The 24997-nt window shown below is 69.6% G+C and carries 23 protein-coding genes; 19 read left to right on the top strand and 4 right to left on the bottom strand.

The genetic code is table 11. The features are described from left to right. Positions 1-43 precede the first annotated feature (43 nt). Positions 44-835 (top strand): DeoR/GlpR family DNA-binding transcription regulator, encoded by a 792-nt coding sequence (locus NA8_RS06765; protein WP_063049494.1) that lies wholly within the window; start codon positions 44-46, stop codon positions 833-835. A gap of 7 nt (positions 836-842) precedes the next feature. On the opposite strand, the gene pnuC is transcribed toward NA8_RS06765, so the two are convergent. Further along, positions 843-1532, bottom strand: coding sequence for a nicotinamide riboside transporter PnuC (gene pnuC, locus NA8_RS06760; protein ID WP_174550053.1), 690 nt, complete (start codon positions 1530-1532; stop codon positions 843-845). Positions 1533-1686: 154 nt separating this feature from the next. On the opposite strand from pnuC, the gene NA8_RS06755 reads away from it, so the two are divergent. From NA8_RS06755 to NA8_RS06740, 4 genes are all read left to right on the top strand, one after another. Continuing rightward, positions 1687-2490 carry an ABC transporter ATP-binding protein gene (locus NA8_RS06755; RefSeq protein WP_063049662.1) on the top strand — a complete coding sequence of 268 codons (804 nt, stop codon included), beginning with the start codon at positions 1687-1689 and terminating at the stop codon, positions 2488-2490. A 124-nt stretch (positions 2491-2614) separates the two neighbouring features. After that, positions 2615-3361, top strand: coding sequence for an ABC transporter permease (locus tag NA8_RS06750; RefSeq protein WP_063049492.1), 747 nt, complete (start codon positions 2615-2617; stop codon positions 3359-3361). A 34-nt stretch (positions 3362-3395) separates the two neighbouring features. Continuing rightward, positions 3396-4193: an ABC transporter permease gene (locus NA8_RS06745; protein WP_063049491.1), complete on the top strand. Its 798-nt coding sequence runs from the start codon at positions 3396-3398 to the stop codon at positions 4191-4193. A 90-nt stretch (positions 4194-4283) separates the two neighbouring features. Continuing rightward, complete coding sequence (locus tag NA8_RS06740; protein WP_157106562.1) at positions 4284-5372, top strand: ABC transporter substrate-binding protein; 1089 nt, start codon at positions 4284-4286, stop codon at positions 5370-5372. Here the strand turns inward: NA8_RS06740 and NA8_RS06735 are convergent, their stop codons facing one another. Together NA8_RS06735 and NA8_RS06730 are read right to left on the bottom strand one after the other, a co-directional pair. Continuing rightward, positions 5373-6404, bottom strand: a complete 1032-nt coding sequence (locus tag NA8_RS06735; RefSeq protein WP_063049489.1) for an XdhC family protein — start codon at positions 6402-6404, stop codon at positions 5373-5375. 13 nt (positions 6405-6417) lie between these two features. Continuing rightward, complete coding sequence (locus NA8_RS06730; protein WP_063049488.1) at positions 6418-7014, bottom strand: nucleotidyltransferase family protein; 597 nt, start codon at positions 7012-7014, stop codon at positions 6418-6420. A gap of 140 nt (positions 7015-7154) precedes the next feature. Here NA8_RS06730 and uraD point away from each other — a divergent pair, with 140 nt between their 5' ends. The 9 genes from uraD (at position 7155) to puuE (ending at position 17827) form a co-directional block, all read left to right on the top strand. Further along, positions 7155-7655 carry a 2-oxo-4-hydroxy-4-carboxy-5-ureidoimidazoline decarboxylase gene (gene uraD, locus NA8_RS06725; RefSeq protein WP_157106568.1) on the top strand — a complete coding sequence of 167 codons (501 nt, stop codon included), beginning with the start codon at positions 7155-7157 and terminating at the stop codon, positions 7653-7655. A 76-nt stretch (positions 7656-7731) separates the two neighbouring features. Further along, a complete protein-coding gene (gene uraH, locus NA8_RS06720) occupies positions 7732-8049 on the top strand; it encodes a hydroxyisourate hydrolase (protein ID WP_063049487.1) in 318 nt (105 codons plus the stop codon). 7 nt (positions 8050-8056) lie between these two features. Beyond that, positions 8057-8962 (top strand): factor-independent urate hydroxylase, encoded by a 906-nt coding sequence (pucL, locus tag NA8_RS06715; RefSeq protein WP_063049486.1) that lies wholly within the window; start codon positions 8057-8059, stop codon positions 8960-8962. Further along, a complete protein-coding gene (locus tag NA8_RS06710) occupies positions 8950-10308 on the top strand; it encodes an 8-oxoguanine deaminase (RefSeq protein WP_063049485.1) in 1359 nt (452 codons plus the stop codon). The genes pucL and NA8_RS06710 overlap by 13 nt, the downstream gene beginning before the upstream one ends. A 423-nt stretch (positions 10309-10731) precedes the next feature. Continuing rightward, entirely contained in the window at positions 10732-11574 is an 843-nt protein-coding gene (locus NA8_RS06705) for an FAD binding domain-containing protein (protein WP_063049484.1), read from the top strand. Beyond that, on the top strand, positions 11574-14489 hold the full coding sequence (locus NA8_RS06700) for a molybdopterin-dependent oxidoreductase (RefSeq protein WP_063049483.1): 2916 nt from the start codon (positions 11574-11576) through the stop codon (positions 14487-14489). Before NA8_RS06705 ends, NA8_RS06700 begins: the two co-directional genes overlap by 1 nt. Next, a complete protein-coding gene (locus NA8_RS06695; protein WP_245663691.1) occupies positions 14486-15703 on the top strand; it encodes a DUF6986 family protein in 1218 nt (405 codons plus the stop codon). The genes NA8_RS06700 and NA8_RS06695 overlap by 4 nt, the downstream gene beginning before the upstream one ends. 44 nt (positions 15704-15747) lie before the next feature. Beyond that, the gene (gene alc / locus NA8_RS06690; protein ID WP_063049659.1) at positions 15748-16719 is read left to right on the top strand and encodes an allantoicase; all 972 of its coding nucleotides are present in this window, start codon (positions 15748-15750) and stop codon (positions 16717-16719) included. Between the two features lie 190 nt (positions 16720-16909). Then, complete coding sequence (puuE, locus tag NA8_RS06685; RefSeq protein ID WP_063049482.1) at positions 16910-17827, top strand: allantoinase PuuE; 918 nt, start codon at positions 16910-16912, stop codon at positions 17825-17827. A 76-nt stretch (positions 17828-17903) separates the two neighbouring features. On the opposite strand, the gene NA8_RS06680 is transcribed toward puuE, so the two are convergent. After that, positions 17904-18344: a MarR family winged helix-turn-helix transcriptional regulator gene (locus tag NA8_RS06680; RefSeq protein ID WP_218019412.1), complete on the bottom strand. Its 441-nt coding sequence runs from the start codon at positions 18342-18344 to the stop codon at positions 17904-17906. A gap of 72 nt (positions 18345-18416) precedes the next feature. Between NA8_RS06680 and NA8_RS06675 the strand changes: the two genes are divergently transcribed. The 5 genes from NA8_RS06675 (at position 18417) to NA8_RS32500 (ending at position 24922) form a co-directional block, all read left to right on the top strand. After that, entirely contained in the window at positions 18417-19253 is an 837-nt protein-coding gene (locus NA8_RS06675) for an alpha/beta fold hydrolase (RefSeq protein ID WP_218019411.1), read from the top strand. A 435-nt stretch (positions 19254-19688) separates the two neighbouring features. Beyond that, positions 19689-20978 (top strand): isocitrate lyase, encoded by a 1290-nt coding sequence (gene aceA / locus NA8_RS06670; RefSeq protein ID WP_062968103.1) that lies wholly within the window; start codon positions 19689-19691, stop codon positions 20976-20978. A 273-nt stretch (positions 20979-21251) separates the two neighbouring features. Continuing rightward, a complete protein-coding gene (locus NA8_RS06665) occupies positions 21252-22121 on the top strand; it encodes a 3-hydroxybutyryl-CoA dehydrogenase (RefSeq protein WP_063049481.1) in 870 nt (289 codons plus the stop codon). A 227-nt stretch (positions 22122-22348) separates the two neighbouring features. Continuing rightward, positions 22349-24655: a 5-methyltetrahydropteroyltriglutamate--homocysteine S-methyltransferase gene (gene metE, locus NA8_RS06660; protein WP_063049480.1), complete on the top strand. Its 2307-nt coding sequence runs from the start codon at positions 22349-22351 to the stop codon at positions 24653-24655. Positions 24656-24718: 63 nt separating this feature from the next. Then, positions 24719-24922, top strand: coding sequence for a TetR-like C-terminal domain-containing protein (locus tag NA8_RS32500; RefSeq protein ID WP_084466578.1), 204 nt, complete (start codon positions 24719-24721; stop codon positions 24920-24922). Positions 24923-24997 lie beyond the last annotated feature (75 nt).

Below are 24997 nucleotides of genomic sequence, written 5' to 3'. Positions count from 1 at the left end.
TCGCCGAAACAGCAGGTTTCCCGCGCGATCGGGGCGGTGTGAGATGACCGGACCGACGGATCGGCCGCAACGGTGGAACCGGTTGCTGGAACTGCTCGCCGAATCCGGGCGGCTCTCGGTGGAGGAGGCCGCCGATCGGCTCGGCGTATCCGCCGCGACGGTGCGCCGGGACTTCACCGCGCTCGCCGAACAACAGCTGGCCACCAGGACGCACGGCGGCGTGGTGGCGACCACGGTGGCCTACGACCTGCCCGCGCGGTACCGGCAGAGTGCGGGCGAGGCCAAGCAGCGCATCGCCGAACACGCGGCGTCCCTGGTCGATCCGCACGCGGTGGTGGGGATGAACGGCGGCACCACCACCACGGCGGTGGCCAGGGCACTGGCCGGGCGCACGGATCTCGGGTCGGCCGGGGACGAGCGGCTGACCCTCGTCACCAATGCGCTGAACATCGCGGGGGAGATGGTACTGCGGCCGCACATGCGTACGATCGTCCTCGGCGGGGTGGCCCGGCGGGAGTCCTACGAATTGCACGGGCCGCTGGCCGAACGGGCGCTGGCCGAATTGCGGCTCGACGAACTCGTGCTCGGCGTGAACGCGATCTCCGTCGCGGGCGGCGCCCAGTGCAGGCATATCGATGAGGCCGGGGTGACCACCGAGATGGTGCGGCGTTCCGGCCGGGTGATGGTGGTGGCCACCGGCGAAAAGCTCGAGCGCACCGCGCTGGCCCGCATCTGCGGCATCGAGCAAGTGCAGGTGCTGGTCACCGACACCGACGCGAATCCGGCGGCGGTGGAGGCGATCCGCGCGGCGGGCGTGCGGGTCGACGTGGTGTAAGGCGGATCTACTTCGCGGTGACCGGCGCCGGGGGCCGCGAAACCTCGGCGGCGGGGCGGATGCTGCGCCGCCAGACCAGGAACCCCCAGGCCACGAAGCCCGCGTAGACGAGATAGAGGGCGGCCGAAGGGTAGTAGCCCGCTCGAACCAGCAGCGGAATGCCGACCAGGTCTACCGCGATCCAGATCAACCAGAATTCGGCCAGCCCCCGGGCCATGCCGTAGGTGGCGAGCACCGAGCCGGTGAAGATCCACGCCTCGGCCCACGGGCCGTACGAATCCAGCCACGCGAACAGCTGCGCGAACACCGCCGTGCCCGCGAGCATCGCTGCCACCAGGGCGAACCGTTCGCGCCCGCCCGCCCAGCGCGGGTCGACGCCGCGGTGCTCGAGCCCGGTCTCGCGCGCCGCGTGCCGGTGCCAGCTCCACCAGCCGTACACGCTGACCGCGACGAACATCAGCTGACGGCCGGCCTGCCCGGCCATATTCAGTTGCTGCGGGGTGTGGAACACCCCGCCCACGAACACGGTGAACAGCAGAGCGTTCCCGGCGATGCCGACCGGCCAGGCCCATACGCGCCGCCGCATGCCGCCGATCGCGGAGGCCAAGCCGAAGCCGTTGCCGATCACTTCGCGCCAGAGGATCTCCGAGCCCGCGATGTGCAGCTTGGCGTCGAGCAGCGCGAGGATCGGGTTCACCTGTCGTGTAACCCGCGGCGGGGCGTATCTCATCCGATCGGCTCGCCCCGATTCGAAATCCACCCGCCGCGCTCGGTGCGGACCGTAACGATTGCGCAATCCGGCGACGCGATTCGCAATGTCCGTGCAATGAGGTGCTCTTATCGTGGCCGTCATGAGCACGGAGAGCGGTACCGCCGGGGGGACCGGAATTCATCTCAGCGGATTGACCAAGTCCTTCCGGGTCGGGCGGAAAACCGTGCAGGCGTTGGCGAGCGTCGATCTGCACACCGAGCAGGGCACGTTCCTGTCGCTGCTCGGCCCGTCCGGCTGCGGCAAGTCGACGGTGTTGCGCATCCTCGCCGGCCTGGAGACGCCGACCGCGGGCACGGCGCTGATCGATGGCATGACGCCCGCGCAACTGCGCGGCAGGCACGGGCTCGGCATCGCGTTCCAGGATTCGGCGCTGCTGCCGTGGCGGTCGGTGGCCTCGAATATCGCGCTGCCGTTGCAGGTCGCGGGCATCAAGCCGGAGCATGGGCAGATCGATGACCTGATCCGCCTGGTCGGACTGGACGGCTTCGAGAAGGCCAAGCCCGCGCAGCTGTCGGGCGGTATGCGCCAGCGCGTCTCGATCGCGCGGGCGCTGGTGGTGAAGCCCACCGTGCTGCTGCTGGACGAACCGTTCGGGGCGCTCGATGACATGACCAGGCAGCGGCTCAATCTGGAGTTGCTGCGGATCTGGACCGAGAAGCCCGCGACGACGCTGATGGTCACCCACGGCATCGCGGAGGCGGTGTTCCTGTCCGATGTGGTGGCCGTGCTGAGCCCGCGGCCGGGGCGGGTGCTGGAGCTGGTCGAGATCGATCTGCCGCGCCCGCGGCTGCCGGAGATGATGCGAACACCGGAGTTCCACAAGCTGCACGACTATCTGTCGGAGCTGCTGTTCGGGAAGTCGGGTAAGGGAGGAGTCGCGTGAACGCACCGCAACCGGATCGCTGTGTGCGGTACGGCAAGCCGGGCCCGTGGCGGTCCGGCGCACATACCCGGCCGGCCCGCCCGCATCCGCTCGCGCCCCGCATCCGTCGAACGGACGGTGCGGCATGAAGCGCTTCGCAGGCGTGCTCGGCGTACTCGGACTGGTCGCGGTGTGGTGGACTCTCGCGGCGTTCGGAGTCGCGGGCGGCACCATACCCAGTCCCTGGCAGGTGCTGCACACCATGTACACCGACGGATGGGACCTGTACGGTCCCAATTTTCGGATCACCGCGCTCGGCGCGCTGCGGGGATTCGTCTGGGGCAACGGCCTGGCAATCGCGCTGGCCGTCCTGATCGTGCTGGTCCCGCCGATCGAGTCGCTGGCGACCCAGCTGGCTATCCTGAGCTATTGCACGCCGCTGCTCGCGCTGGGCCCGATCATCCTGGTGGTCTTCGGCGGACGCACCCCGACGGTGTTCCTCGCCGCGATGTACTGCTTCTTCACCACGATGGTCGGCACCGTCGCCGGGTTGCGCTCGGCCGACCGGACCAGCCTGGACCTGGTGCGCGCCTACGGTGGCGGGCGCTGGCAGCAGCTGTACCGGGTGCAGGCGATCGCGGCGCTGCCGAGCACGTTCGCGGCGTTGAAGATCGCCGCGCCGTCGGCCGTGCTCGGCGCGATCATCGGCGAATACCTCGGCGGCGTGGACAGTGGAATCGGGGTGGCGCTGACCGCCGCGCAGACCTCCTACAACGTGCCACGCACCTGGGGCATGGCGCTGGCCGCCGCGGCGCTGGCCGGACTCGGCTACGCGCTGGTGGCGCTGGCCGCCCGGCTGGCCGCGCCCTGGACCGGGCGGGAGGCACGATGAACCCTCGGCCGCACCGGGTTGCGGAGGACGCCCGATGAACCTCCTGCGACGGATCGGGATCTTCCTGTTACCGCTGGGCACCTCGCTGTTGCTGATGCTGGCGATCTGGTACGTCTTCCTGCGGGCGTTTCCGCAGGTCGGTCCGCGAGTCGGCAAGACACCCGGTGATATCTGGACCTACTTGGTGACGGCGCCCCATGCCGCCACCGCGCGGCAGGCGATCCTGGACGACCTGCAGATCACGTTGCGCGACGCGGCCATCGGGTTCGGTGCGGGGATGCTCGCCGCGCTGGTGGTCGCGGCGCTGTTCGTGTCGTTCGCCGCGGTGGAGCAGACCTTCCTCCCGGTGGCGATGCTGCTGCGCTCGGTGCCGCTGGTGGCGCTCACGCCGATCATCGTGCTGGTGTTCGGCCGTGGCCTGGCCGGGGTCGCGGTGCTCGCCGCGATCGTGGTGTTCTTCCCCGCTTTGGTCATGATCACGGCGGGGTTGCGCGGCGCGCCGCGGCAGGCGCTGGAGTTGGTTGCCGCGTACGGCGGTTCCCGCTGGACCGGGTTGCGCATGGTGGCCGTGCCCGCGGCGCTGCCTTCGGTGTTCGCCGCGGCGCGGATCTCGGTGCCGGGCGCGCTGATCGGCGCGTTGCTGGGGGAGTGGCTCGGCAGCGGCACCGGTCTGGGCGCCAGTCTGATCCGGGCGATCCCGACGTTCCAGTACAGCAAGTTGTGGGCCTCGATCGTCGTCGTCACGCTGGTCTCGGTGGTGCTCTACGCGATCGTCGGCGTCATCGAGAACCTCGTTCTCGCAAGGTTCGGGCCGGAAGCGGGACGACTCTGACCGAACGACCCGGCCGGCGATACTCAGGCGAATTCTCGCTCGGAACGCCAAAGTAAAGAAAATGAAACGCGCTACACCTAGATTCGGCCCATGACACCCGCGCAACGCTTTATGTTCGGGCACCTGAACCGACGCTCGTTTCTCCGTTACTCCGCGTTCGCCGGCGCCGCGCTCGGCGGTGCGGGGGCGCTGGCCGCCTGCGGCGGGAATTCCGGCGGCTCGTCGGGCGGCACCACCGAGGACGGCTCGAAGTACGGCAGCGTCGCGGTGCAGCTGTCCTGGCTGAAGAACATCGAATTCGCCGGCGAATACTTCGCCGACTCGAAAGGCTATTTCAAGGAAGCCGGTTTCGGCTCGGTCGACCTCGTCGCGGGCGGCGCGGCCAGCACGTCGGTGGAGGCCGGATTGGACACCGGGAAGGTGTGGCTGGGACTGTCCGCGCCGCAGACCACCGCACCGGCGATCCTGGAGGGCCTGCCCGCCAAGATCGTCGCCACCACCTACCAGAAGAATCCGTTCGCGATCGTGTCCGCCGCCGCGAGACCGCTCGAGTCGCCGCAGGACATGAAGGGCCGCAAGATCGGTGTGCAGGACACCAACCAGCTGATCTTCAACGCGCTGCTCACCGCCAACGGGATGAAGCCCGGCGATGTCACCGTCGTACCCGCGCAATATGATCCGACCCCGCTGGCCAACGGTGAGGTCGACGGATGGGTCAGCTACGTGACCAATGAGCCGATCACGCTGGCGGCGAAGGGCTTCCAGAACACGCACTTCTTGTTCGCGGACTTCGACCTGCCGCTGGTCGCGGAGACGCTCACGGTCGCGCAGTCCACCATCGACAAGGAGCGCGACAAGCTGAAGGCATTCCTGGCCGCCGAGATCAAGGGCTGGAAGGACGCGGTGGCGGACCCGGCCGAATCGGCTCGGCTCGCGGTCGAGGTGTACGGCAAGGATCAGAAGCTCGATCTCGCCGAGCAGACGAAGGAGGCGAGCGCTCAGAACGAGCTGGTGGTCTCGGCGGACACGGCCGCCAATGGTCTGCTCTCCATGACCGACGCGCTGATCGAGCAGAATATCGCCGCGCTGCGCGCCGCGAAGATCGATATCAAGGCCGCCCAGCTGTTCGACCTGTCCGTACTGCGCGAAGTGTATGCCGAGAACCCCGGCTTGAAATGATCAGATGCCCACAGCGGTCCTCGACGGGATAGGGAACTCGCCGCTGTACGGGTCGGCCGCTCGCACCGGTTGGGCGGCGCGGGCGGCCAGCAGTTCGGCGGCGATCGCCACGGCCATCTCGGGGGCGGTGCGCGCGCCGATGTCCAATCCGGCGGGCGAGTGCAGCCGTGCGAGGGTATCCGCGCCGAAACCGCCTGCCTGCAAATCCTCGATCCGACGGATGTGCACTTGGCGGGAGCCCATCGCGCCGAGATACCCGAGCTCGGGTAGTCGTAGCGCCACGGTGAGCAGCGGGATGTCGAACGTGGGATCGTGCGATAGCACGACTATGGCTGTGCTGCTGTCGATCTCGCCGGCCGCGGACAGCGTGTTGAGGTAGCGGTGCGGCCAGTCGACCACCACTTCGGCGCCGGGAAACGATTCCGGCGTAGCGAAATTGGGGCGCGAATCGCAGATCGTCACCCGGTAGCCGAGCAACTCGGCTTGCACGGTGAGAGCGGCGGCGAAGGAATTGGCGCCGAAGATGAGCAGGCGCGGCGGCGGGGCGAACGAGGAGACGAAGACGTCCGAATCCGGTAGCGCGACCAGTTCGGTGGCGTGTTTCTTGTCGGTGATCAGGTGCTGGCCGATGAGGTCGGAATCGGAGTTCCAGACCACCGTGAAGACGGTGACCCTGCGGTGGGCCGCGATCTCGGCGGCGACGTCCGGGAACTCCGGGAAGTGTCTTCGCGAGAACGGCTCGGTGAAGACGTCCATCATCCCCTCGCCGTTCCCGCCCGCCTCCAGGCCGCCGGCCACGCCGAAGCGGTGCATCGCGCGACGGCCGGTGCGCGCCGCCTGGAGCACCGCCTCGTACGCGATCTCCTCCAGCCCGCCCGCGGCCACCGATCCGTAGACGCCCCCGTCGGGAGCGACCAGCATCGCCGAGCCCACCGGTAACGGGGCGGCGCCCACGGTGCGCACGATGGTGCCGAGTCCGCCGGTCCGGCCCGAGTGCCACACCCGCAACAGGTCGTCGACGATGTCCCGCATCAGCTAGCTCCGATCACCGTGCGGTCGTGGCCGGGAAGTCACGATCGACGCCCGTCGCCAAATCGTCGCACGTGACGCACACCATATCGTTTCTGCCGGTCAAATAGGTGCGGGCGCCGGAATCTCCTGCCGACGTCCTACAAACCGCATTCCAGTGCTTGTGGGCTATGACAACGGGGTGTCCCGGTGTGTTGTGGAACACAGCGCGCGCCAGACCGCTGGGAGACGCCAGCGCGGCGGCGAGCACCCGGGCGACTACATCGGCGCCGACATCGGGGGTGTCCACGGGCATGATCGCGGCGTAGCGCGCGGGGGTGCCCGCGGCGGCGATCAGGCCCGCCCGCAGTGATGCGCTCATACCGGTGGCCCAGTCCGCGGCCCACACGGGCCGCACGCCCGGCGGCAGATCGACGATCCGCGGCGTCGGGCCGGTCACGCCGAGAACCACGATGACCGGGTCGCAGCCACCGTCACGCAGCGCGGCGACGGTCGCTCGCAGCCAGGCGCCGTCCTCTGCGAGCACCTTGGGTTTTCCGTAGCGGGTTCCGGCGCCCGCGGCGAGCACGACGCCGGCGCAGGCCGCGACGGCGGGACGATCAGGGTCGGCCATGGCTAAACGGTAATACCGCGCGGTTTGCGCCGCATGAGGTGAAGCCGGTGCCGGGACGCGCCGCCGCGAGCGACACGCCGAGGGTGATCCATCCCTTTCCGGTGGCGGCCCGCGTGGTCGTATCCGATGCTGGTCCGATGATGGATCAGCATCCCGGGATCGCGGCGTTCGACGCGCTGTCCGGCGACGCGGCCTACCGGGCCGTGCTCGGCTGCTGCTCGTCGCCGAGCTTCGCGCGGTCGCTGGTCGCGGGCCGTCCGTACCCCAGCGTGGAGGCGCTGCTCGACGCCGCGGACGAGGTGCTGGCCGGGCTGCCGGAGTCCGAACTCGACATGGCTTTGGCAGGGCATCCGAGAATCGGGGAGCGGCCGCATTCCGCGGCTTCGACGCGGGAGCAGGCCGGGGTGTCGGGAGCCGCCGACGCGGTACGCGCGGCGCTCGCCGAGGGCAACCGCGCTTACGAGGAACGGTTCGGGCACATCTATCTGGTGTGCGCGAGCGGAAAGTCGGGCGAGGAGCTGCTCGCGCTGCTCACCGCCCGGCTGGGCAATGATCCCGAGACCGAAAGGCGATTTGTGCGAACAGAATTGGGCAAGATCAACCGGATCCGGCTGCGCGCGCTGCTGGCGGAGCGGTCGTGAGTGAGCGGAGCGAGCGAACGGTCGGCACAGCCACGTTCGTGGTCATGGCGGAGCCGAGCGCCGGCGCGGCGCGGTCATGAGCACGCTGAGCACGCACGTGCTGGACGCGGTGCGCGGCGCGCCCGCCGCGGGCGTCACCGTGACGTTGTACCAGGAGGATCGGCAGCTGGATTCGGGCGAAACGGATGTCGATGGGCGGATCGGGGCGCTGGGCGAAGCGCTCGAACCCGGGACCTATCGGCTGGTGTTCGATACCGGCGCGTACTTCGCGCGGCGGGAGGTCGAAGCCTTCTATCCCGAGGTGAGCATCGCGTTCGCCGTGACCGAGGAGCGGCACTATCACATCCCATTGCTGTTGTCGCCCTTCGCCTTTTCCACCTATCGAGGGAGCTGAGCCGAGCATGGAACTGACCGGGCCGATCGTGCTGACCGACCACCGATACGGCAAGGCGGAGAACCGGATCGTCCGGATCCACCGGCGGACCGCACGTCATGAGATCCGCGACGTGAACGTGTCCACGGTGCTGCGCGGCGACTTCGCCGACGCGTACGTCGCGGGCGACCAGGCGAAGGTGCTGCCCACCGACTCGCAGAAGCAGACCGCCTACGCCTTCGCGAAGCAGCCGGGTCTGCGGGCCATCGAGGACTACGCGCTCGCGCTGGCCGATCATTTCGTCGCCGAGATCGAACCGGTGCGCAGCGCGCGCGTCGAGGTCGACGAATACGCCTGGCAGCGCGTCTCGGTCGGCGGCGTGGAGCACGACCACACCTGGGTGCGGCAAGGCCCCGAAGTGCGCACCGCGGCGGTCACCGTGGCCGGAAGCGGCGCCGAGCGGCGGGCTTGGGTAGTGGGCGGGGTGAAGGACCTGACCATCCTGAAGTCGACCGGGTCGGAGTTCGCGGACTTCCTGACCGACGACTTCACCGTGCTCGCGCCGACCCACGATCGGATGCTGGCCACCGCACTGATCGCCGAGTGGCGGTTCGCCGACAGCGCGGGCGTCGACTGGGACGAGGTCTACACCGGCGTGCGGGCGCGGTTGGTGGAGACCTTCGCGACGCTGCACTCGAAGGCCCTGCAACAGACGCTGTTCGAGATGGGCAAGGCCGCGCTGACCGCGTACCCGGTGCTGGCCGAGATCCGGCTCGCGGCCCCGAACAAGCATCACTTCGACTACGACCTGCGCCGCTTCGGCATCGAGAATCGCGGCGAGGTGTACCACGCCGACGATCGGCCCTACGGGTTGATCCACGCCACCGTGGCCCGCGCCGACGCGCCGGAAGCGGGGCCCGCGTGGACCAGGTGACCGTCATCGCGGACTGCGCCGTCGCGACGGTCGACGCGCAGGGGGCCGAGTACCCCCGCGGCCACGTCGTCGTGCGCGGCAACCGGATCGACGCGGTCGGCGCTGGGGACCCACCGGAAGTCCCGGATGCCCGGCGCATCGACGGGCGCGGCTGCCTGCTGACCCCCGGGCTGGTGAATACCCACCACCACCTCTATCAATGGATCAGCCGCGGCCTGGCCACCGACCACACGCTGTTCGAATGGCTGAGCACGCTCTACCCCGTCTGGGCGGGTATCGATGAGGACGCGGTGCGGGTGGCGGCCACGGGTGCGCTCGCGGCCCTCGCGCGCACGGGGTGCACCACCACTACCGACCACCACTACGTGTTCCCGCGCGACGGCGGTGACCCGCTCGCGGCCGAGATCACCGCGGCGGCGCAGGTCGGCCTGCGGTTCCACCCCTGTCGCGGCTCGATGGATCTGGGGGCGAGCGCGGGCGGGTTGCCGCCCGACCACTTGGTGGAGAGCCTGGACGACATCCTCGCCGCGAGCGCGGCGGCCGTCGCGCGCTGGCACGACCCGTCGTCCGATGCCATGCTGCGGATCGCCCTGGCGCCGTGCTCGCCGTTCTCGGTCACACCGGACCTGCTGCGCGAGTCGGCGGCGCTGGCCCGCGCCACCGGCGTCCGGTTGCACACCCACCTCGCCGAGACCCTCGACGAACAGGACTACTGCGCCGAGACCTTCGGCTGCACGCCCGCGCAGTACATGGAGCGGCTCGGCTGGTTCGGTTCGGATGTCTGGTACGCGCACGCCGTCCACCTCGACGACGCCGCGATCGGCGCCATGGCGGCGACCGGCACCGGCGTGGCGCATTGCCCCACGTCGAACGCGCGGCTCGGCGCGGGCGTCGCCCGCGCCGCCGACCTGGTGGGTGCGGGCGTCCCGGTGGGCCTCGGCGTCGACGGAGCCGCGAGCAACGAGGCCGGTTCGATGATCGAGGAGCCGCGCCACGCGTTGCTGTGGGCGCGCAACCGGGGCGGCCCGCGGGCGATGACCGTGCGTACCGCGCTGGAATTGGCCACCATGGGCGGCGCGCGAGTGCTGGGCCGGGCCGCCGAGATCGGTTCGATCGAGGTGGGCAAGCTGGCGGACCTGGCGCTGTGGCGCCTGGACACGGCCGCGCACGCCGGGATCGCGGATCCGGTGACCGCGCTGGTGCTCGGCTCGGCCCCGCCGCTGGCCGCGCTGCTGGTGAACGGACGCGAGGTGGTGCGCGACGGCGAGGTGCGCACGGTGGACACGGATGTGGTCGCGGGCGAGGTGGCGCGGGCGCAGGCGGCGTTGGTCGCGAAGGCGGGTTGATCGGCTCGCCCCTCTCCTCGCGCGCGTGGCGCCCAGCGCCGGTGCCGGGCGACGCGGTCGTCGGCGGCGATGACGGGACGAGGCGGCCGGCACATCGGGATGTCGCCGTGCGGGCCGATCCCGGTCGCCGACGCAATCTGTTCGATCCATCCGGACCGAGATCGCATCGCGGATCTGGGCGAGGTGCCGTGCCTGGTCAGGCGGGACGAGCAATACTGAAGCAGGGTCGGCTCCGACGCCCCGCCGAGGCGGGCGGAGCTGTGTTGTTGTGGACGGCCACGCCCGCTCGGCCAAGGGTGATTACCGGCCGCGGGTGGCCGTCGTGCGGCAAGGTAACGGCCGCGCAATCTGGCGGGCGTCGCAGGCAATATGGCGGCAACCGACTGGCTCTACGGTGACGGAGAGGCAGGAACGAGGTGAGAGGTGGACCTGGACACGATCCGCGAGGTGGTGATCGCCAGCGAGCGGGAAGACCTGGCCGTGCTCGGCGCTTCGACCGCGGTGCTCGCCGGAGGGACGTTTCTGTTCTCCGAACCGCAGGATCAGCTGGTGCGCCTGGTCGACATCACCGGCCTGGGTTGGCCCGCGTTCGAGATCGGGGACGACGGACTGGAGATCGCCGCGACCTGCACCCTGGCCGAGTTCGCCGGCGCCGCGCCGGGACGTGAGCTGGGGATGCCGGTGTTGCACGAGCCGTGGCCGGGGACCGCGCTGTTCGCCCGATCCTGCCGGGCGCTGCTGGCCTCGCACAAGATCTGGCGCACCGCCACCGTCGGCGGCAACGTCTGCCTCGCGCTGCCCGCGGGCGCGGTGCTCGGCGCGCTGGTCGCGCTCGACGGGACGGCGGTGGTGTGGACGACGAACGGCGGCGATCGGTGTATCCCGTTGCGGGAGTTCGTGCTCGGTCCGGGACGCACAGTGTTGCGATCCGGTGAGGTGCTGCGCTCGATCCGCCTGCCGCGGTCGAGTCTGCTGGCGCGCACCAGCTTCCGGAAGATCGCGCTCGCTCCGCTCGGCCGGTCCGGCGCCGTGGTGATGGGGCGGCGGGAGCGCGACGGCCGCAGCGCGGTGACCATCACCGCCGCCACGACCAGGCCTGTCGTCCTGGATTTCGCCGCACCGCCCACCGACGGTGCGATACGCGACGCGCTGGGCACGATCGATCCCGCGCTGTGGTTCGACGATCCGCACGGGTCGCCGGAGTGGCGCGGGCACGTCGCGGGAGTGCTCGCGCGCGAGGTCGCCGCGGAATTGCGGGAACACTGATGCGGTTCGAGGTGGACGGCAGGATTGTCGACATCACGGCACGGCCGGGCCAGTGCCTGCGAACGGTGCTGCGCGAGAGCGGCGCCCTGGCGGTGAAGAAGGGATGTGACACCGGCGATTGCGGGGCCTGCTCGGTACTCGTCGACGGAATGACGGTGCACTCCTGCGTCTTTCCCGCCTATCGCGCCGCCGGACGGTCCGTCACCACCGCCGCCGGGCTGGGAACGCCAGAGTACCCGCACCCCGTGCAGCGCCGGTTCGTCGACAACGCCGCGTTCCAATGTGGTTTCTGCACCGCTGGCATGGTGGTCACGGCCGCGGGGCTGGGGTGTGGGGACGACGAGCGGGCCGCCGTGCCGAGCGACGAACTCGCCGAATTGATGAAGGGAAATCTGTGCCGCTGCACGGGCTACCGCGCCATCCGCGCCGCGCTGGGCGATGGGCTCGATCCTGGCGACCCGGCTTCCTTCGCCTCGGATCGAACCGCGACGACCACCGGAGGCGCTGAAGTCGGTGCGTCGACCGGACCGCACGTCGTCTCGGGCGGCGAGCCGCGTGCTTCTGGTGACTCTGCCGCTTGCGCTCCCGAGCGGCCGGTAAGGACCAGTGGAGCGGATGCCGGAATCGGCGCGTTGGCCGGGCCGCGCATCGTCTCCGGGAGCGAGCCGTTCACGCTGGATCTGCCGCAAGCAGGCTCCCCCGCGGAGGACCGGGCGCGAACGAGCGATGCCGCCACCGCGCCGCCGACCGCTCCGCTGCACATCGCCGTGTTGACCAGCCCATATTCCCACGCGCGCATCCGCTCGATCGAAACCGCCGCTGCCGAGGAACTGCCCGGTGTGCACGTCGTATTGACGTCTGCCGACGCACCGGACGTGCCGTTCTCCACCGCGCGGCACGAACTGCGCACGGACGATCCCGACGATACCTACGTGCTCGACCGGACCGTTCGGTTCGTAGGGCAGCGGGTGGCCGCGGTGGTGGCCGACAGCGTCGCGATCGCCCGGGATGCCTGCCGCCTGCTGGAAGTCGACTACGAGGTCCTGCCCGCGGTGTTCGATCCGCGCGACGCGCTGCGCGCCGAGGCGCCGAAACTACACGGGGACAAACCGGCTTCGGCCCGGATCGCCGATCCCGGCCGCAACCTCGTCGCCGAACTGCACGGCGAGGTGGGCGACGTCGCGGCGGGACTGGCCGCCGCGGCCCACGTCGTGCGCGGCGTCTGGCATTCGCCGCGTGGTCAGCACGTGCACCTGGAGACGCACGGTGGGGTCGGCTGGCTGGATGACGCCGGGCGGCTCGTCATCCGGTGCAGCACCCAGGTCCCGTTCCTGGTCCGCGATGAACTGTGCCGCCTGTTCGGGCTGTCGACCGCGCAGGTGCGGGTGTTCGCGGCCAGGGTCGGCGGCGGATTCGGCGCGAAACAGGAAATGCTGGCCGAGGACCTGATCGCGCTGGCCGTGCTGCGGACCGGCAGGCCGGTGCAGTACGAGTTCACCCGCGCCGACGAGTTCACCTCCGCGACGTGCCGCCACCCGATGCGAGTCGAGGTGACCGCCGGCGCCGACGCCCACGGGGTGCTCACCGCCTTGGCCGTCGACGTGCTCGCCGACACCGGCGCCTACGGCAATCACAGCGGCGGGGTGATGTACCACGGCGTCGGCGAGTCGGTGGAGCTGTATCGCTGCGCCAACAAGCGGGTCGACGCGCGGGCGGTGTATACCAACAACGTCCCTTCCGGCGCGTTCCGCGGTTACGGCCTCGGCCAGGTGATCTTCGCGGTGGAGTCGGCGTTGGACGAGCTCGCGCACGCGCTCGGCATGGACCCGTTCCAACTGCGCCGCCGCAACGTGGTGGTGCCCGGCGACCCGTTCGTCGGCGCCGCGGTGAACGAGAGCGACCTCGTGTTCGGCAGCTACGGTCTGGACCAGTGCCTGGACCTCGCCGAACGGGCGCTGCTGCGCGGCAACGATGTGCACGCGCCCGGCCCGCAGTGGCGGGTGGGCACCGGCATGGCCGCCGCGATGATCGCGACCGTCCCGCCACGGGGCCACCGGTCGACGGCGACGGTCTCGCTGCTGCCCGACGGCCGCTACGAGATCAGGGTCGGCACGGCGGAATTCGGCAACGGCACCACGACGGTGCACGCGCAGCTCGCGGCCACAGCGCTGGACACCGAGGTCACCCGCATCGTGATCCGGCAGGCCGACACCGATCTGGTCGAGTACGACACCGGCGCGTTCGGCTCCACCGGCATCGTGGTCGCGGGCAAGGCGGTGTACGAGGCGGCGTGCGCGTTGCGCGGGCTCATGCTGGCCAGGGCGGCCGAACTGACGGGAGTTCCGGAGCGGGACTGCGTGCTCGGCACCGGCGGCGTGCACTGCGCGGACCGGCTGCTCACCGCGGCCGAACTGCTGACCGGCGGCGATCTCACCGCGCACGCCGAGCACGGGGGCAGCCCACGGTCGGTGAGTTTCAACGTGCACGCCTTCCGCGTCGCCGTGCATCCCGGCACCGGGGCGGTGCGCATCCTCCAGTCGATCCAGACCGCCGACGCGGGCACCGTGCTCAATCCGGTGCAGTGTCGTGGGCAGGTCGAGGGCGGTGCGGCGCAGGCCGTCGGCACGGCGCTGTACGAGGACATGCGCAGTGCGGATGGAGTAGTGGGCGCCCAGACCCTGCGGCACTACCACGTGCCGCAGTTCGCCGACGTGCCGCGCACGGAGGTCTACTTCGCCCGGACTTCCGACGCGCTCGGCCCGCTGGGCGCCAAGTCGATGAGTGAGTCGCCGTACAACCCGGTCGCCCCCGCGCTGGCCAACGCGATCCGCGATGCGGTCGGCGTGCGGCTGTGCCGGCTGCCGATGACCGCGGACCGGGTATGGGCCGCGCTGCGGGAGAAGGGATCACGATGACGAAGGTGCCGGAGAACGTGCGCGGGCGGATCGAGTCGATGCTCGACGCGGTCGATACCGAGCTGCGCCGCAGGTATCCCGGATCCAACGGCCGCTCGCAACCGATCCACACCGTGTACGTCCCGGCCGATCGGGTCGTCGAGGAGACTCCCGGTGAGTGGGGCGCGGCCGCGGTCGGACTGCTCGACCGTCACCGCGATCTGCTGGCCACGCTCGACACGACCGGCTCGCTGCCCGACGTGCGCAAACGACTGGAAGCGGACCCGGTCCAAGATCTGCGCATCGACTTCGAGGACGGCTACGGCCTGCGCGCCGACGCCGAGGAGGACCGGGCGGCCACGGCGGCGGGTGCGGTGCTCGCGGCCTGGGCGCGGCGCTCCGGCGGCCCGGCGAACAGCGGCATCCGGATGAAGGGCTTGGGCGGCGCAGAGCGTCGTCGTGCGCTGCGCACGCTGGATCTCGTGTTGGAGGGCGTGGGGGGCGTACCCGCGGGCTTCGTCTTCACGGTGCCGAAAATTCGTGCGGTGCAGCAAGTTTCGGCGCTGGTGCAGCTGTGTGTCGGGCTGGAGCGCGCGTACGGCATCGCCGAAGGCAGCCTGCGTTTCGAACTGCAGATCGAGAGCCCACAGGCGATTCTGGCGTCGGATGGCACCGCCCCCGTGGCCGCCATGCTCACCCTCTCCGAAGGGCGTTGCACCGCATTGCATTTCGGTACCTACGACTACACCGCGGCACTCGGCGTCGCCGCGCCGGACCAAGCGCTCGACCACCCGGCCGCCGATTACGCCAAGGCGGTCATGCAGGTCGCGGCCGCGCAGACCGGGGCGTGGGTGTGCGATGGTTCCACCCAGATCGTGCCCGACGCAGACCCGGAGGCCGCGCTGCGCAACCATCACCGCCTGGTCGCCCGGTCGTTGCGGCGGGGGTACTACCAAGGCTGGGACATGCATCCGGGCCACCTGGTCACACGCTGGCTGGCCACCTACGACTTCTTCCGCCAGGCGATCGATGTCGCGGTGCCGCGCCTGCGCGACTATCTGGCCCGGCGCGGCGGCGACATCGTCGACGAGCCCGCCACCGCCGAAGCGCTGGCCACCACCGTGCTGCGCGGCATCGAGTGCGGCGCTCGGCCGGACGCGGGGGCTGCGGAGCTCACCGAGACGGTCCTGCGCGCGCTGGCGGCCCGCGCGCCGATCCCGGCGGAGGCGACGTGATCGGCCATCCGGACGGGGCGGTCCCGAGGGACACAGCAGACGCGATGCGGGGCGACGACGAAGGGATCACGCTGCTGCCGGATCTGGCGGTCCGGCCGCTCGGCGGCTCGGTGATCTGGGCGAACGACGAGTTCTTCGCCGAGAAGGAAAATTTGATCAGCCCCGGTCCCGCGCGGTACCAGCCGTCCAGCTTCGGTCACAAGGGCCAGATCTACGACGGATGGGAGACCCGCAGGCACCGCGGTCGGCCCGGCGACGACTGCGCGATCGTGCGGCTCGGCGTGCCGGGCGTGATCCGCGGGATCGTCGTGGACACCGCGTGGTTCAAGGGCAACTACCCGCCCGCCGTCTCGGTGTCGGCGCTGGAGATCGAGGACTACCCGCCCGCGGAGACCATTGCCGCGCGCGATGATTGGGTGTCGCTGGTCGATCGCTCTCCGGTGACGGGCGACAGCCGCAACCTTTTCGCGGTCGATAACGAGAAGCGCTGGACGCACGTGAAACTCACCATGCATCCCGACGGCGGCGTGGCCAGGCTGCGGGTGCACGGCGAGGGGCGGCCCGATCCGCGCCTGCTCGGGCTCGGCCCGCTGGATCTGGCCGCGCTGGAGAACGGCGCGTTGGTGCGGGACTGCTCCAACCGCTTCTACAGCTCGCCCAACCAGCTGCTGTATCCCGGCCGGGCCCGGTCCATGGGCGAGGGCTGGGAGACCGCCCGCCGCCGGGACGACGGCAACGACTGGGTGCGCATCCGCCTGGCCGGACCGGGACTGATCCGGCTCGCCGAACTCGACACCTCCTACTTCCTCGGCAACAGCCCGGGCGCTGCCCGGCTCACCGGCCGCACCAACGACGGCACCGAGCTGGAGTTGTTGCCACGCACAGCATTGCAACCCGACACCAGGCATCGGTTCCCGATCGCGCCGATGGCCGCGTCCGTAGAAGAGGTGCGCCTGGACATCTACCCGGACGGCGGGTTGGCGCGGCTGCGCCTGTACGGCGAGCTCGGCGCATGAGCATGCGGAAGTCGACACCGCGCGTCGCGCCTGCCGGAGCGGAGCGCCGACCGGGCGCGGTCGTGAGGCAGGGCCGAGGGGCGGTGGAGCGTCGACGAGGGCCGGTCGTGAGCGGCCCGGCACGAAGGCGGCGACCACGCGCCGACGAGGCGCAGTCGTGAGCAAGCAGGACCGAGGGCGGGAGCGGAGCATGACGGCCGGGGGCGTAAGGGATTTCGTCGGTTACGGCCCGAACCCGCCGGACCCGCGATGGCCGGGCGAGGCGCGGATCGCGGTCCAATTCGTGCTCAACTACGAAGAGGGCGGGGAGAACAACGTCCTCGATGGTGACGAACACTCCGAAACGTTCCTATCGGAGATGACGCCCGCGCAAGCGTTCCCGAACCGCCATATGAGCATGGAGTCGCTCTACGAATACGGCTCCCGCGCCGGGCTGTGGCGGGTGCTGCGCGTCTTCGAACGACGCGGGCTGCCGCTGACGATCTTCGCGGTCGCTCGTGCCATGCAACGCAATCCGGAAGCGGTGGCGGCCTTCCGGGAACTGGGCCACGAGATCGCCTGTCATGGTCTGCGCTGGAAGTCCTACCAGCTCACCGACCGCGACACCGAACGGGCGCACCTGGCCGAGGCGGTGCGCGTCCTGACCGACCTGACCGGCGCGGCGCCCCTGGGCTGGTACACCGGCCGCGATTCGCCGCACACCAGGGAATTGGTCGTCGAGCACGGCGGATTCCGCTACGATGCGGACTCCTACGCCGACGACCTGCCCTATTGGGTGCGCGTACACGGCAGCGGCCATTTGGTGGTGCCCTACACGCTGGACACCAACGACATGCGCTTCGCCTCACCCGCAGGCTTCCCCACCGGTGAGCAGTTCTTCGCCCACGTACGCGACGCCTTCGACGTCCTCTACCGCGAAGGCGCCGAAGGCAGCCCGAAAATGCTCTCCATCGGCCTGCACTGCCGTCTCATCGGCCGCCCCGCCCGCACGGCCGCTCTGGAACGCCTACTCGACCACATCCAGTCCAACGAGCAGGTCTGGATCACCCGCCGCATCGACATCGCCGAACACTGGCACGCGACCCACCCCGCGCCCGCCTCCGCCTGAGCGGCCGAACCGTTCACGACGACGAGCGGATGGCTGTGGCGAAACGCGAGTAGGGCCCTCGCTGATGTGCCACTCGTCAGCCGAGGGAGCGGGGTTGGCGAGGCCGTAGGTGGCGAGTCAGCGTGGCGAGCGCGTCGAGCACCTCGCGTACGGCGGCCGGGTCGTCGTCGGCCAGCGCTGCTGCCACCGCGTCGTCTACGGGTGTTGCCCGCACTTCGGCGACTCGTGGCGTAGCCTCCGCGGCCGCGCGGACCAGGGTGCGCCTGCGGTCGCGTGGGTCGACCGTCGAGGTGACCGACCCGGCCTCTTTGAGGCGGGCCACCGCGGTGGACACCGCGCTTTGCGGGAGACCGGTGCGGGTGGCGATCTCGCCGACGGTGCTGTCGGGATGTTCGAGGATGTCGCTCGACACGATGAGCACGAGTCGGTGGCCACCGCCGAGTCCCCCCGTAGGCAAGGCGTCCTCGCCGATCTTCATCAGCATCCGGCCCAAGAGGAACAGTTCGACTCCGTCCACGAAGCGCATAATACATCAATAAAGATGTATCACTATTGATGTATCAGATTTGATGTATTACTGTCCGGTGACATGAGCATGATTTCCACCGGCACCCTCGAGGTCTCCGGCGCAGACCTGTACTACGAAGTTCGCGGCAGCGGCCCGATATTGCTGATCGCGCAGAGCGGGGAGGGGGATGCGCGCCGCAGCGAGGATCTGGTCGCACACCTCGAGCGGCGCTTCACCGTCGTCACCTACGACCGGCGTGGGCTGTCGCGCAGCGTGCTGCGTGATTCCGTAGGGCCCGCCTCGGTGGCGACGCACGCCGACGATGTGTTCTGCCTGCTCTCGGCATTGACCGACGAGCCGGTGCGCATGCTCGGCTGCAGCATGGGAGCGGCCATCGGCCTGCACCTCGCGGTTCGGCATCCGGATCGGCTGCACACCCTCATCGCGCACGAGCCCGTCACGCCGTGGCTGCTCGCCGCCGCCGACCACGCCGATCAGCTCGCTGAACTCGAACACTGCCAGCGGGTATTCGCCGAGCGCGGCTGGCAAGCGGCGCTCGCGCCGATGGTGCGGACGCTGGGGATAGATCCGCGGAACCAGGATCGGGAACCCGGCGTCACCGTGCCTGCGATCGGACCGGAGCGCGCCGCGAACTTCGAGTACTTCCTCGAGCACGACTTCACCGCGATCCGTGCCGACCATCTCGATGTCGCGCAGCTGCGGCGGTCGCCGGTGCGCATCGTTCCGGCCTGCGGGCGCACCACACCCCGGCAGGTCTTCGACTACAAGGCCGCACAGGAACTCGCGGCCCTGTGCGGCGACCCGGTGGTGGAATTCCCCGGCGGGCACAACGGGAACCTGACCCACCCGGCCGCGTACGCCGCCAGGGTGTCCGAGGTCCTCGCGGCGCCGGAGTAGACGTTCGGGAACGCCTCGCGGGCGGCCCTGCGACGCATCGGGCCCGCTCGTCGATGGGTGGCCTGGCCCACACGAAAGGCGCCCGCCAGGACTTGTGAAGGTGCTCACAGTGCGGGATGCCGCCCCCTCTAGGGGGAGGGCCGCCCGTCGATCGCTAACAGTACGAGCGTTACGCTAAAACCGCACGTCAGCACTACCGGCCAGTAGATTGCACCTTTGCAATTTAGTGGCAAATTTTGCAGAGTTAGCAAAGGTGTCGGAAAACCTAGCTGAGATTCACACTAACAACAGGTAGACGCCCATTTCTTCGTGTGCCATCGTGTGGAAGTACACCCCAAGGGCCTAGCAAGCCTGCAAATTGCCGCTCCAGCAGTACGAGCTGCCTCGTAGCTCGGGACCGGGCGGCATGGACCGAACGAAGAAGTGGAGTCACAGATGTCGACCACCGGCACCCCGAGGACCGCCGCGGAAATCCAGCAGGATTGGGACACCAACCCCCGCTGGAAGGGCGTCACCCGTAACTACACCGCGGAGCAGGTGTCGAAGCTCCAGGGCACCGTCGTCGAGGAGGCCACCCTCGCCCGCCGCGGTTCGGAGATCCTCTGGGATCTCGTCAACAACGAGGACTACATCAACTCCCTCGGCGCCCTGACCGGCAACCAGGCGGTCCAGCAGGTCCGCGCCGGTCTGAAGGCCATCTACCTGTCGGGCTGGCAGGTCGCCGGTGACGCGAACCTGTCCGGCCACACCTACCCCGACCAGTCGCTGTACCCGGCCAACTCGGTTCCGTCCGTGGTCCGCCGCATCAACAACGCGCTGCTGCGCGCCGACGAGATCGCCAAGGTCGAGGGCGACACCTCCGTGTCCAACTGGCTGGCCCCGATCGTCGCCGACGCCGAGGCCGGCTTCGGTGGCGCGCTGAACGCCTACGAGCTGCAGAAGGCCATGATCGCCGCCGGCGCCGCCGGTGTGCACTGGGAAGACCAGCTGGCCTCCGAGAAGAAGTGCGGCCACCTGGGCGGCAAGGTGCTGATCCCGACCCAGCAGCACATCCGCACCCTGACCTCCGCGCGTCTGGCCGCCGACGTCGCCGACGTGCCGTCGGTGATCATCGCCCGTACCGACGCCGAGGCCGCCACCCTGATCACCTCGGACGTGGACGAGCGCGACCGTGAGTTCCTGGACGGCACCCGCACCCCGGAGGGCTTCTTCGGTGTGAAGAACGGCATCGAGCCCTGCATCGCGCGTGCCAAGGCCTACGCTCCCTACGCCGACCTCATCTGGATGGAGACCGGCGTGCCGGACCTCGAGGTCGCGCGCAAGTTCGCCGAGGCCGTCCGTGGCGAGTTCCCGGACCAGCTGCTGGCCTACAACTGCTCGCCGTCCTTCAACTGGAAGGCCCACCTGGACGACGCGACCATCGCGAAGTTCCAGCGTGAGCTCGGCGCGATGGGCTTCAAGTTCCAGTTCATCACCCTGGCCGGCTTCCACTCGCTCAACTACGGCATGTTCGACCTGGCCTACGGCTACGCCCGCGAGGGCATGACCGCCTTCGTCGACCTGCAGGAGCGCGAGTTCAAGGCCGCCGCCGAGCGTGGCTTCACCGCCATCAAGCACCAGCGTGAGGTCGGCGCGGGCTACTTCGACACCATCGCCACCACCGTGGACCCGAACACCTCCACCGCGGCGCTCAAGGGCTCCACCGAAGAGGGTCAGTTCCACTGAGAACGGCGCTCGATGGCCTCGCGCGTGGGCGGTCGCGTAAGCAGCCGAACTCACGAACGGATGCCTACCACTGGTGCTCGCCAGGGAAGTGAGGTTCCCGACGTGAAAACCGCCAATCCTCTACTCCGGTAGGGGTGTACTGCCCTCCCCGCTGAACAGCCCCGGCGGGGAGGGCATCCCTATACCTTGGACCATCGAAGGACGCGCTCACACCGGAGCGACACCTTCGCAGACCAGCCACCCCAGAGCCAGACAACCCAGCAGGAGCGGGACGTGAGCAGCGAAAAGATCCAACGCGTCGGCATTATCGGCGCCGGCCAGATGGGCGCAGGAATCGCGGAGGTGTGTGCCAGGGCGCACGTCGACGTGCTGGTGTACGAGCAGACGCGAGAACTGGCCGCCGCGGGCCGCGCCCGCATCCTGCGTTCTCTCGATCGCGGCGTGAGCAGCGGCAAGATCACCGAGCGCGAGCGCGAACAGGCCGCCTGGCGTCTGCGGTTCACCTCCGACCTCGGCGACTTCGCCGACCGCCAGCTGGTGGTCGAGGCGGTGCTCGAGGACGAGAAGGTCAAGACGAGCATCTTCGCCGAGCTCGACAAGGTCGTCACCGACCCCTCGGCCGTGCTGGCCTCCAACACTTCGTCCATCCCGATCATGAAGATCGCGGTCGCCACGGCGAACCCCGAGCGCGTGGTCGGCATGCACTTCTTCAACCCGGTCCCGGTGCTGCCGCTCGTCGAGCTGGTCACCACGCTCAAGACCAGCGAGTCGGTCTCCACGCGGGCCGAGGCCTTCGCGGGCGAGGTGCTCGGCAAGCAGGTCGTGCGCTCGGCCGACCGCTCCGGCTTCGTGGTGAACGCGCTGCTGGTGCCGTACCTGCTGTCGGCGATCCGCATGGTCGAGTCCGGCTTCGCCACCAAGGAAGACGTCGACAAGGCGATGGTGCTCGGCTGCGCCCACCCGATGGGCCCGCTGGCGCTGACCGACTTGGTGGGCCTGGACACGGTCAAGTCCATCGCCGACTCCATGTACGGCGAGTTCAAGGAGCCGCTGTACTCGGCTCCGCCGCTGCTCATGCGCATGGTCGAGGCGGGACTGCTCGGCAAGAAGACCGGCGCGGGCTTCTACCAGTACAGGGCCTGATTTGCAGCGCCTGCGGCGCGCTGCGCGACTGGTGAGAAACGACACCGGCACACCTCGATGCGGAGTCGACCAGAAGTTGGTGTTGCCGAGCCGGTGACGGCAATCGGCATAAGCTGCACAACAGCCGGGCCATGTCGACGGCTCGGCTGGGTATCCAGAGCGCAGCGCTGGATCGTCCCGTCGATCTCGGCGGGCCGCGCAGGTGATCGAAAGGGGTTGTCCCGCTCATGGTGAACGTGACCGACGGCTACGGGTCGAGCATTCTCGGCTATCCCAGGATCGGGCCGCACCGCGAGCTCAAGCGGGCGCTTGAGGCCTACTGGCACGGTTCGCTCGACCGCGAAGAACTGCTGGCGGTGGGTCGCGAGATCCAGGAGACCCAGTTCAACGAACTGGCCGCTACCGGCCTGACCCAGGTGCCGGGCAACACCTTCTCCTTCTACGACCACGTGCTGGACAACGCGCTGCTGTTCGGTGCGGTGCCCAGGCGGTTCGAGCCCTACCGCGACGGACTGCACCCGCTGGACTTCTACTTCCTGATGGCGCGCGGCCGCCCGGATCTGCCGCCGCTCGAGCTGGTCCGGTTCTTCGGCACGAACTACCACTACCGCCAGCCGGAAGTGGACGCGGGCACCGAGTTCTCGCTGCACCCCGAGGCGCTGCTCGACGAATTCGACCGCGCGAAGGCGGCCGGCATCGAACTGCGGCCGGTGGTCCTCGGCCCGGTGTCGCTGCTGCTGCTGTCCAAGGCCGGGCACATCCCCGGTGATTCCGGCGGATTCGACACCCTCAGCCTGCTGGACAAGCTGCTACCGGTCTACGAGGAACTGTTCGAGATCCTCGCCAAGCGCGGCGCCACCTGCGTGCAGCTGGACGAGCCCGCGTTCACCAGCGAGCGCAGGCCCGCCGAACTGGCCGCGTTCGAGGCCGTCTATCACCGCTTGGGCAAGGCCCCGCTGCGCCCGCGCATCCTGGTCACCGGACAGTACGGCGATTTCGGCGAGGCGCTGACCATCCTGGCGGGTACCAATATCGAGGCGATCGGTCTCGACCTGGCCAGCTACCGGATGCGCCCGGAGGATCTCGCCAAGGTGCCGGGCATCCGCCGTAAGCGTCTGTACGCGGGTGTGATCAGCGGCCGCAACGTGTGGCGCGCGGACCGCTACGTCACGCTGGAATACCTCAACGAACTGGCCCAGGTGTGCCCGGACCTGGTCGTCTCGACCGGGACCACGCTGCTGCACGTGCCCTACGACCTGCTGATCGAATACGACATCGAGGGGCACGTCGCCGATCGGCTCGCGTTCGCGAAACAGAAGGTGGGCGAGGTGGTCTCGCTCGCGAAGGCGCTCACCGAAGGCCCGTCGGACAAGTGGCGCAAGCGCCCCACCGAGGTGCACTTCAAGCAGAAGCACGCAGTGCGGCAGCGGGTCTACGCGGTCACCCCGGACATGCGCTCGCGGGAGCCCTACGAGGTGCGCCGCGAAGCCCAGCAGCGCAAGCTGAACCTGCCGCCGGTGCCCGCGACCACGCTCGGTTCCTTCCCGCAGACCGCCCGCATCCGTCAGGCGCGCTACGAACTCGGTGAGGGCCGGTTGTCCTACGAGGAGTACCGCAAGCGGATCGAGGCCGAGATCGAGGCGACGATCCGGTTGCAGGAGGACATCGGCCTCGATGTGCTGGTGCACGGCGAACACGAGCGCAACGACATGATCCAGTACTTCGCCGAGCTGCTCGACGGCTTCGCGACCACCCGCTTCGGCTGGGTGCAGGTGTACGGATCCCGTTGTGTGCGGCCGCCGATCATCTACGGCGACGTGTCGCGACCGGCGCCGATGTCGGTGGAGTGGATCAGCTACGCGCAGTCGCTGACCGACAAACCGGTCAAGGGCATGGTCACCGGGCCGGTCACCATGATCGCCCGATCCTTCGTCCGGCAGGACCAGCCGCTGCACGAGACCGCCGACCAGGTGGCGCTGGCCATCCGCGACGAGGTGGTGGACCTGGAGAAGGCGGGCATCGCGATCATCCAGGTCGACGAACCGGCGATCCGGGAGATGCTGCCGCTGCGCCCGGAAGGTCGCGCCGAATATCTGCGCTGGGCGATCGGCGCGTTCCGCCTGGCCACCTCCGGGGTGCGGGCCGAGACGCAGATCCACACGCACATCGGATATTCCGGCCGCGCCGAGGTGGTGGAGGCGATCGACGAACTCGACGCCGACGTCACCGCCATCGTGGCGACCCGCTCGATCGAGTGGGTGCTGCGGGCGCTGAAGGAGGACTGCGCCTCCGGGCACGGGCTCAGTCACGGCGTCGGCCCCGGCGTGTACGAGAGCCGGTCCGCGCGCATCCCGGACATCGACGAGCTGGACGAACTGCTCACCGCGGCAGCCGAAGCGGTGACGCCGCAGCGCTTGTGGGCCAATCCGGACGGCGGTCTGAAGACCCGGCACTACTGGCAGCTCGAGCCGTCGTTGCGCAATATGGTCGCCGCGGCGCGCCGCATCCGCAGGCGGGTGGAGTCCACCGACTGAGGAAGAACCGGACATCGAGGGCCGTCTTCGTTCGACCGAACGGGACGGCCCTCGGTTTTTCTCATCGAACCGCGGCGGCGGACCACGGCGACGGTCCTGCGCTCGGCCATCGCGCGCGGTGAAGTGGCTCCCGGCATCGATCTGGATTTCGTGCTGGACTCGGTCGCCGCGCCGATCTACTACCGCGCGCTGTTCGGACACCTGCCGCTGACGGACGAACTCGCCGAGCAGTCGGTCGCGGCGGTGCTCAGCGCGATCGCCCGCTGACGGCGGGCAGCGCGCTCAACGTAGCGAGCAGGTCGGTGGCGGCATCGGCCACCGCGTCGGCCTCGGCGACGGCCA

Origin of the sequence: Nocardia arthritidis NBRC 100137 (assembly GCF_001612765.1) — a bacterium.
Taxonomy (GTDB): Bacteria; Actinomycetota; Actinomycetes; order Mycobacteriales; family Mycobacteriaceae; genus Nocardia; species Nocardia arthritidis.
Note: the sequence above shows the minus strand (reverse complement) of the source record. Positions and strands in the feature narration are given on the sequence as shown.

Bases quoted from the DNA above. Each gene is read 5' to 3' on its own strand.
- NA8_RS06765 (WP_063049494.1), top strand. From the start codon at position 44: ATGACCGGACCGACGGATCGGCCGCAACGGTGGAACCGGTTGCTGGAA.
- NA8_RS06755 (WP_063049662.1), top strand. From the start codon at position 1,687: ATGAGCACGGAGAGCGGTACCGCCGGGGGGACCGGAATTCATCTCAGC.
- NA8_RS06750 (WP_063049492.1), top strand. From the start codon at position 2,615: ATGAAGCGCTTCGCAGGCGTGCTCGGCGTACTCGGACTGGTCGCGGTG.
- NA8_RS06745 (WP_063049491.1), top strand. From the start codon at position 3,396: ATGAACCTCCTGCGACGGATCGGGATCTTCCTGTTACCGCTGGGCACC.
- NA8_RS06740 (WP_157106562.1), top strand. From the start codon at position 4,284: ATGACACCCGCGCAACGCTTTATGTTCGGGCACCTGAACCGACGCTCG.
- NA8_RS06735 (WP_063049489.1), bottom strand. From the start codon at position 6,404: ATGCGGGACATCGTCGACGACCTGTTGCGGGTGTGGCACTCGGGCCGG.
- NA8_RS06730 (WP_063049488.1), bottom strand. From the start codon at position 7,014: ATGGCCGACCCTGATCGTCCCGCCGTCGCGGCCTGCGCCGGCGTCGTG.
- uraD (WP_157106568.1), top strand. From the start codon at position 7,155: ATGGATCAGCATCCCGGGATCGCGGCGTTCGACGCGCTGTCCGGCGAC.
- uraH (WP_063049487.1), top strand. From the start codon at position 7,732: ATGAGCACGCTGAGCACGCACGTGCTGGACGCGGTGCGCGGCGCGCCC.
- pucL (WP_063049486.1), top strand. From the start codon at position 8,057: ATGGAACTGACCGGGCCGATCGTGCTGACCGACCACCGATACGGCAAG.
- NA8_RS06700 (WP_063049483.1), top strand. From the start codon at position 11,574: ATGCGGTTCGAGGTGGACGGCAGGATTGTCGACATCACGGCACGGCCG.
- NA8_RS06695 (WP_245663691.1), top strand. From the start codon at position 14,486: ATGACGAAGGTGCCGGAGAACGTGCGCGGGCGGATCGAGTCGATGCTC.
- alc (WP_063049659.1), top strand. From the start codon at position 15,748: ATGCGGGGCGACGACGAAGGGATCACGCTGCTGCCGGATCTGGCGGTC.
- puuE (WP_063049482.1), top strand. From the start codon at position 16,910: ATGACGGCCGGGGGCGTAAGGGATTTCGTCGGTTACGGCCCGAACCCG.
- NA8_RS06675 (WP_218019411.1), top strand. From the start codon at position 18,417: ATGAGCATGATTTCCACCGGCACCCTCGAGGTCTCCGGCGCAGACCTG.
- aceA (WP_062968103.1), top strand. From the start codon at position 19,689: ATGTCGACCACCGGCACCCCGAGGACCGCCGCGGAAATCCAGCAGGAT.
- metE (WP_063049480.1), top strand. From the start codon at position 22,349: ATGGTGAACGTGACCGACGGCTACGGGTCGAGCATTCTCGGCTATCCC.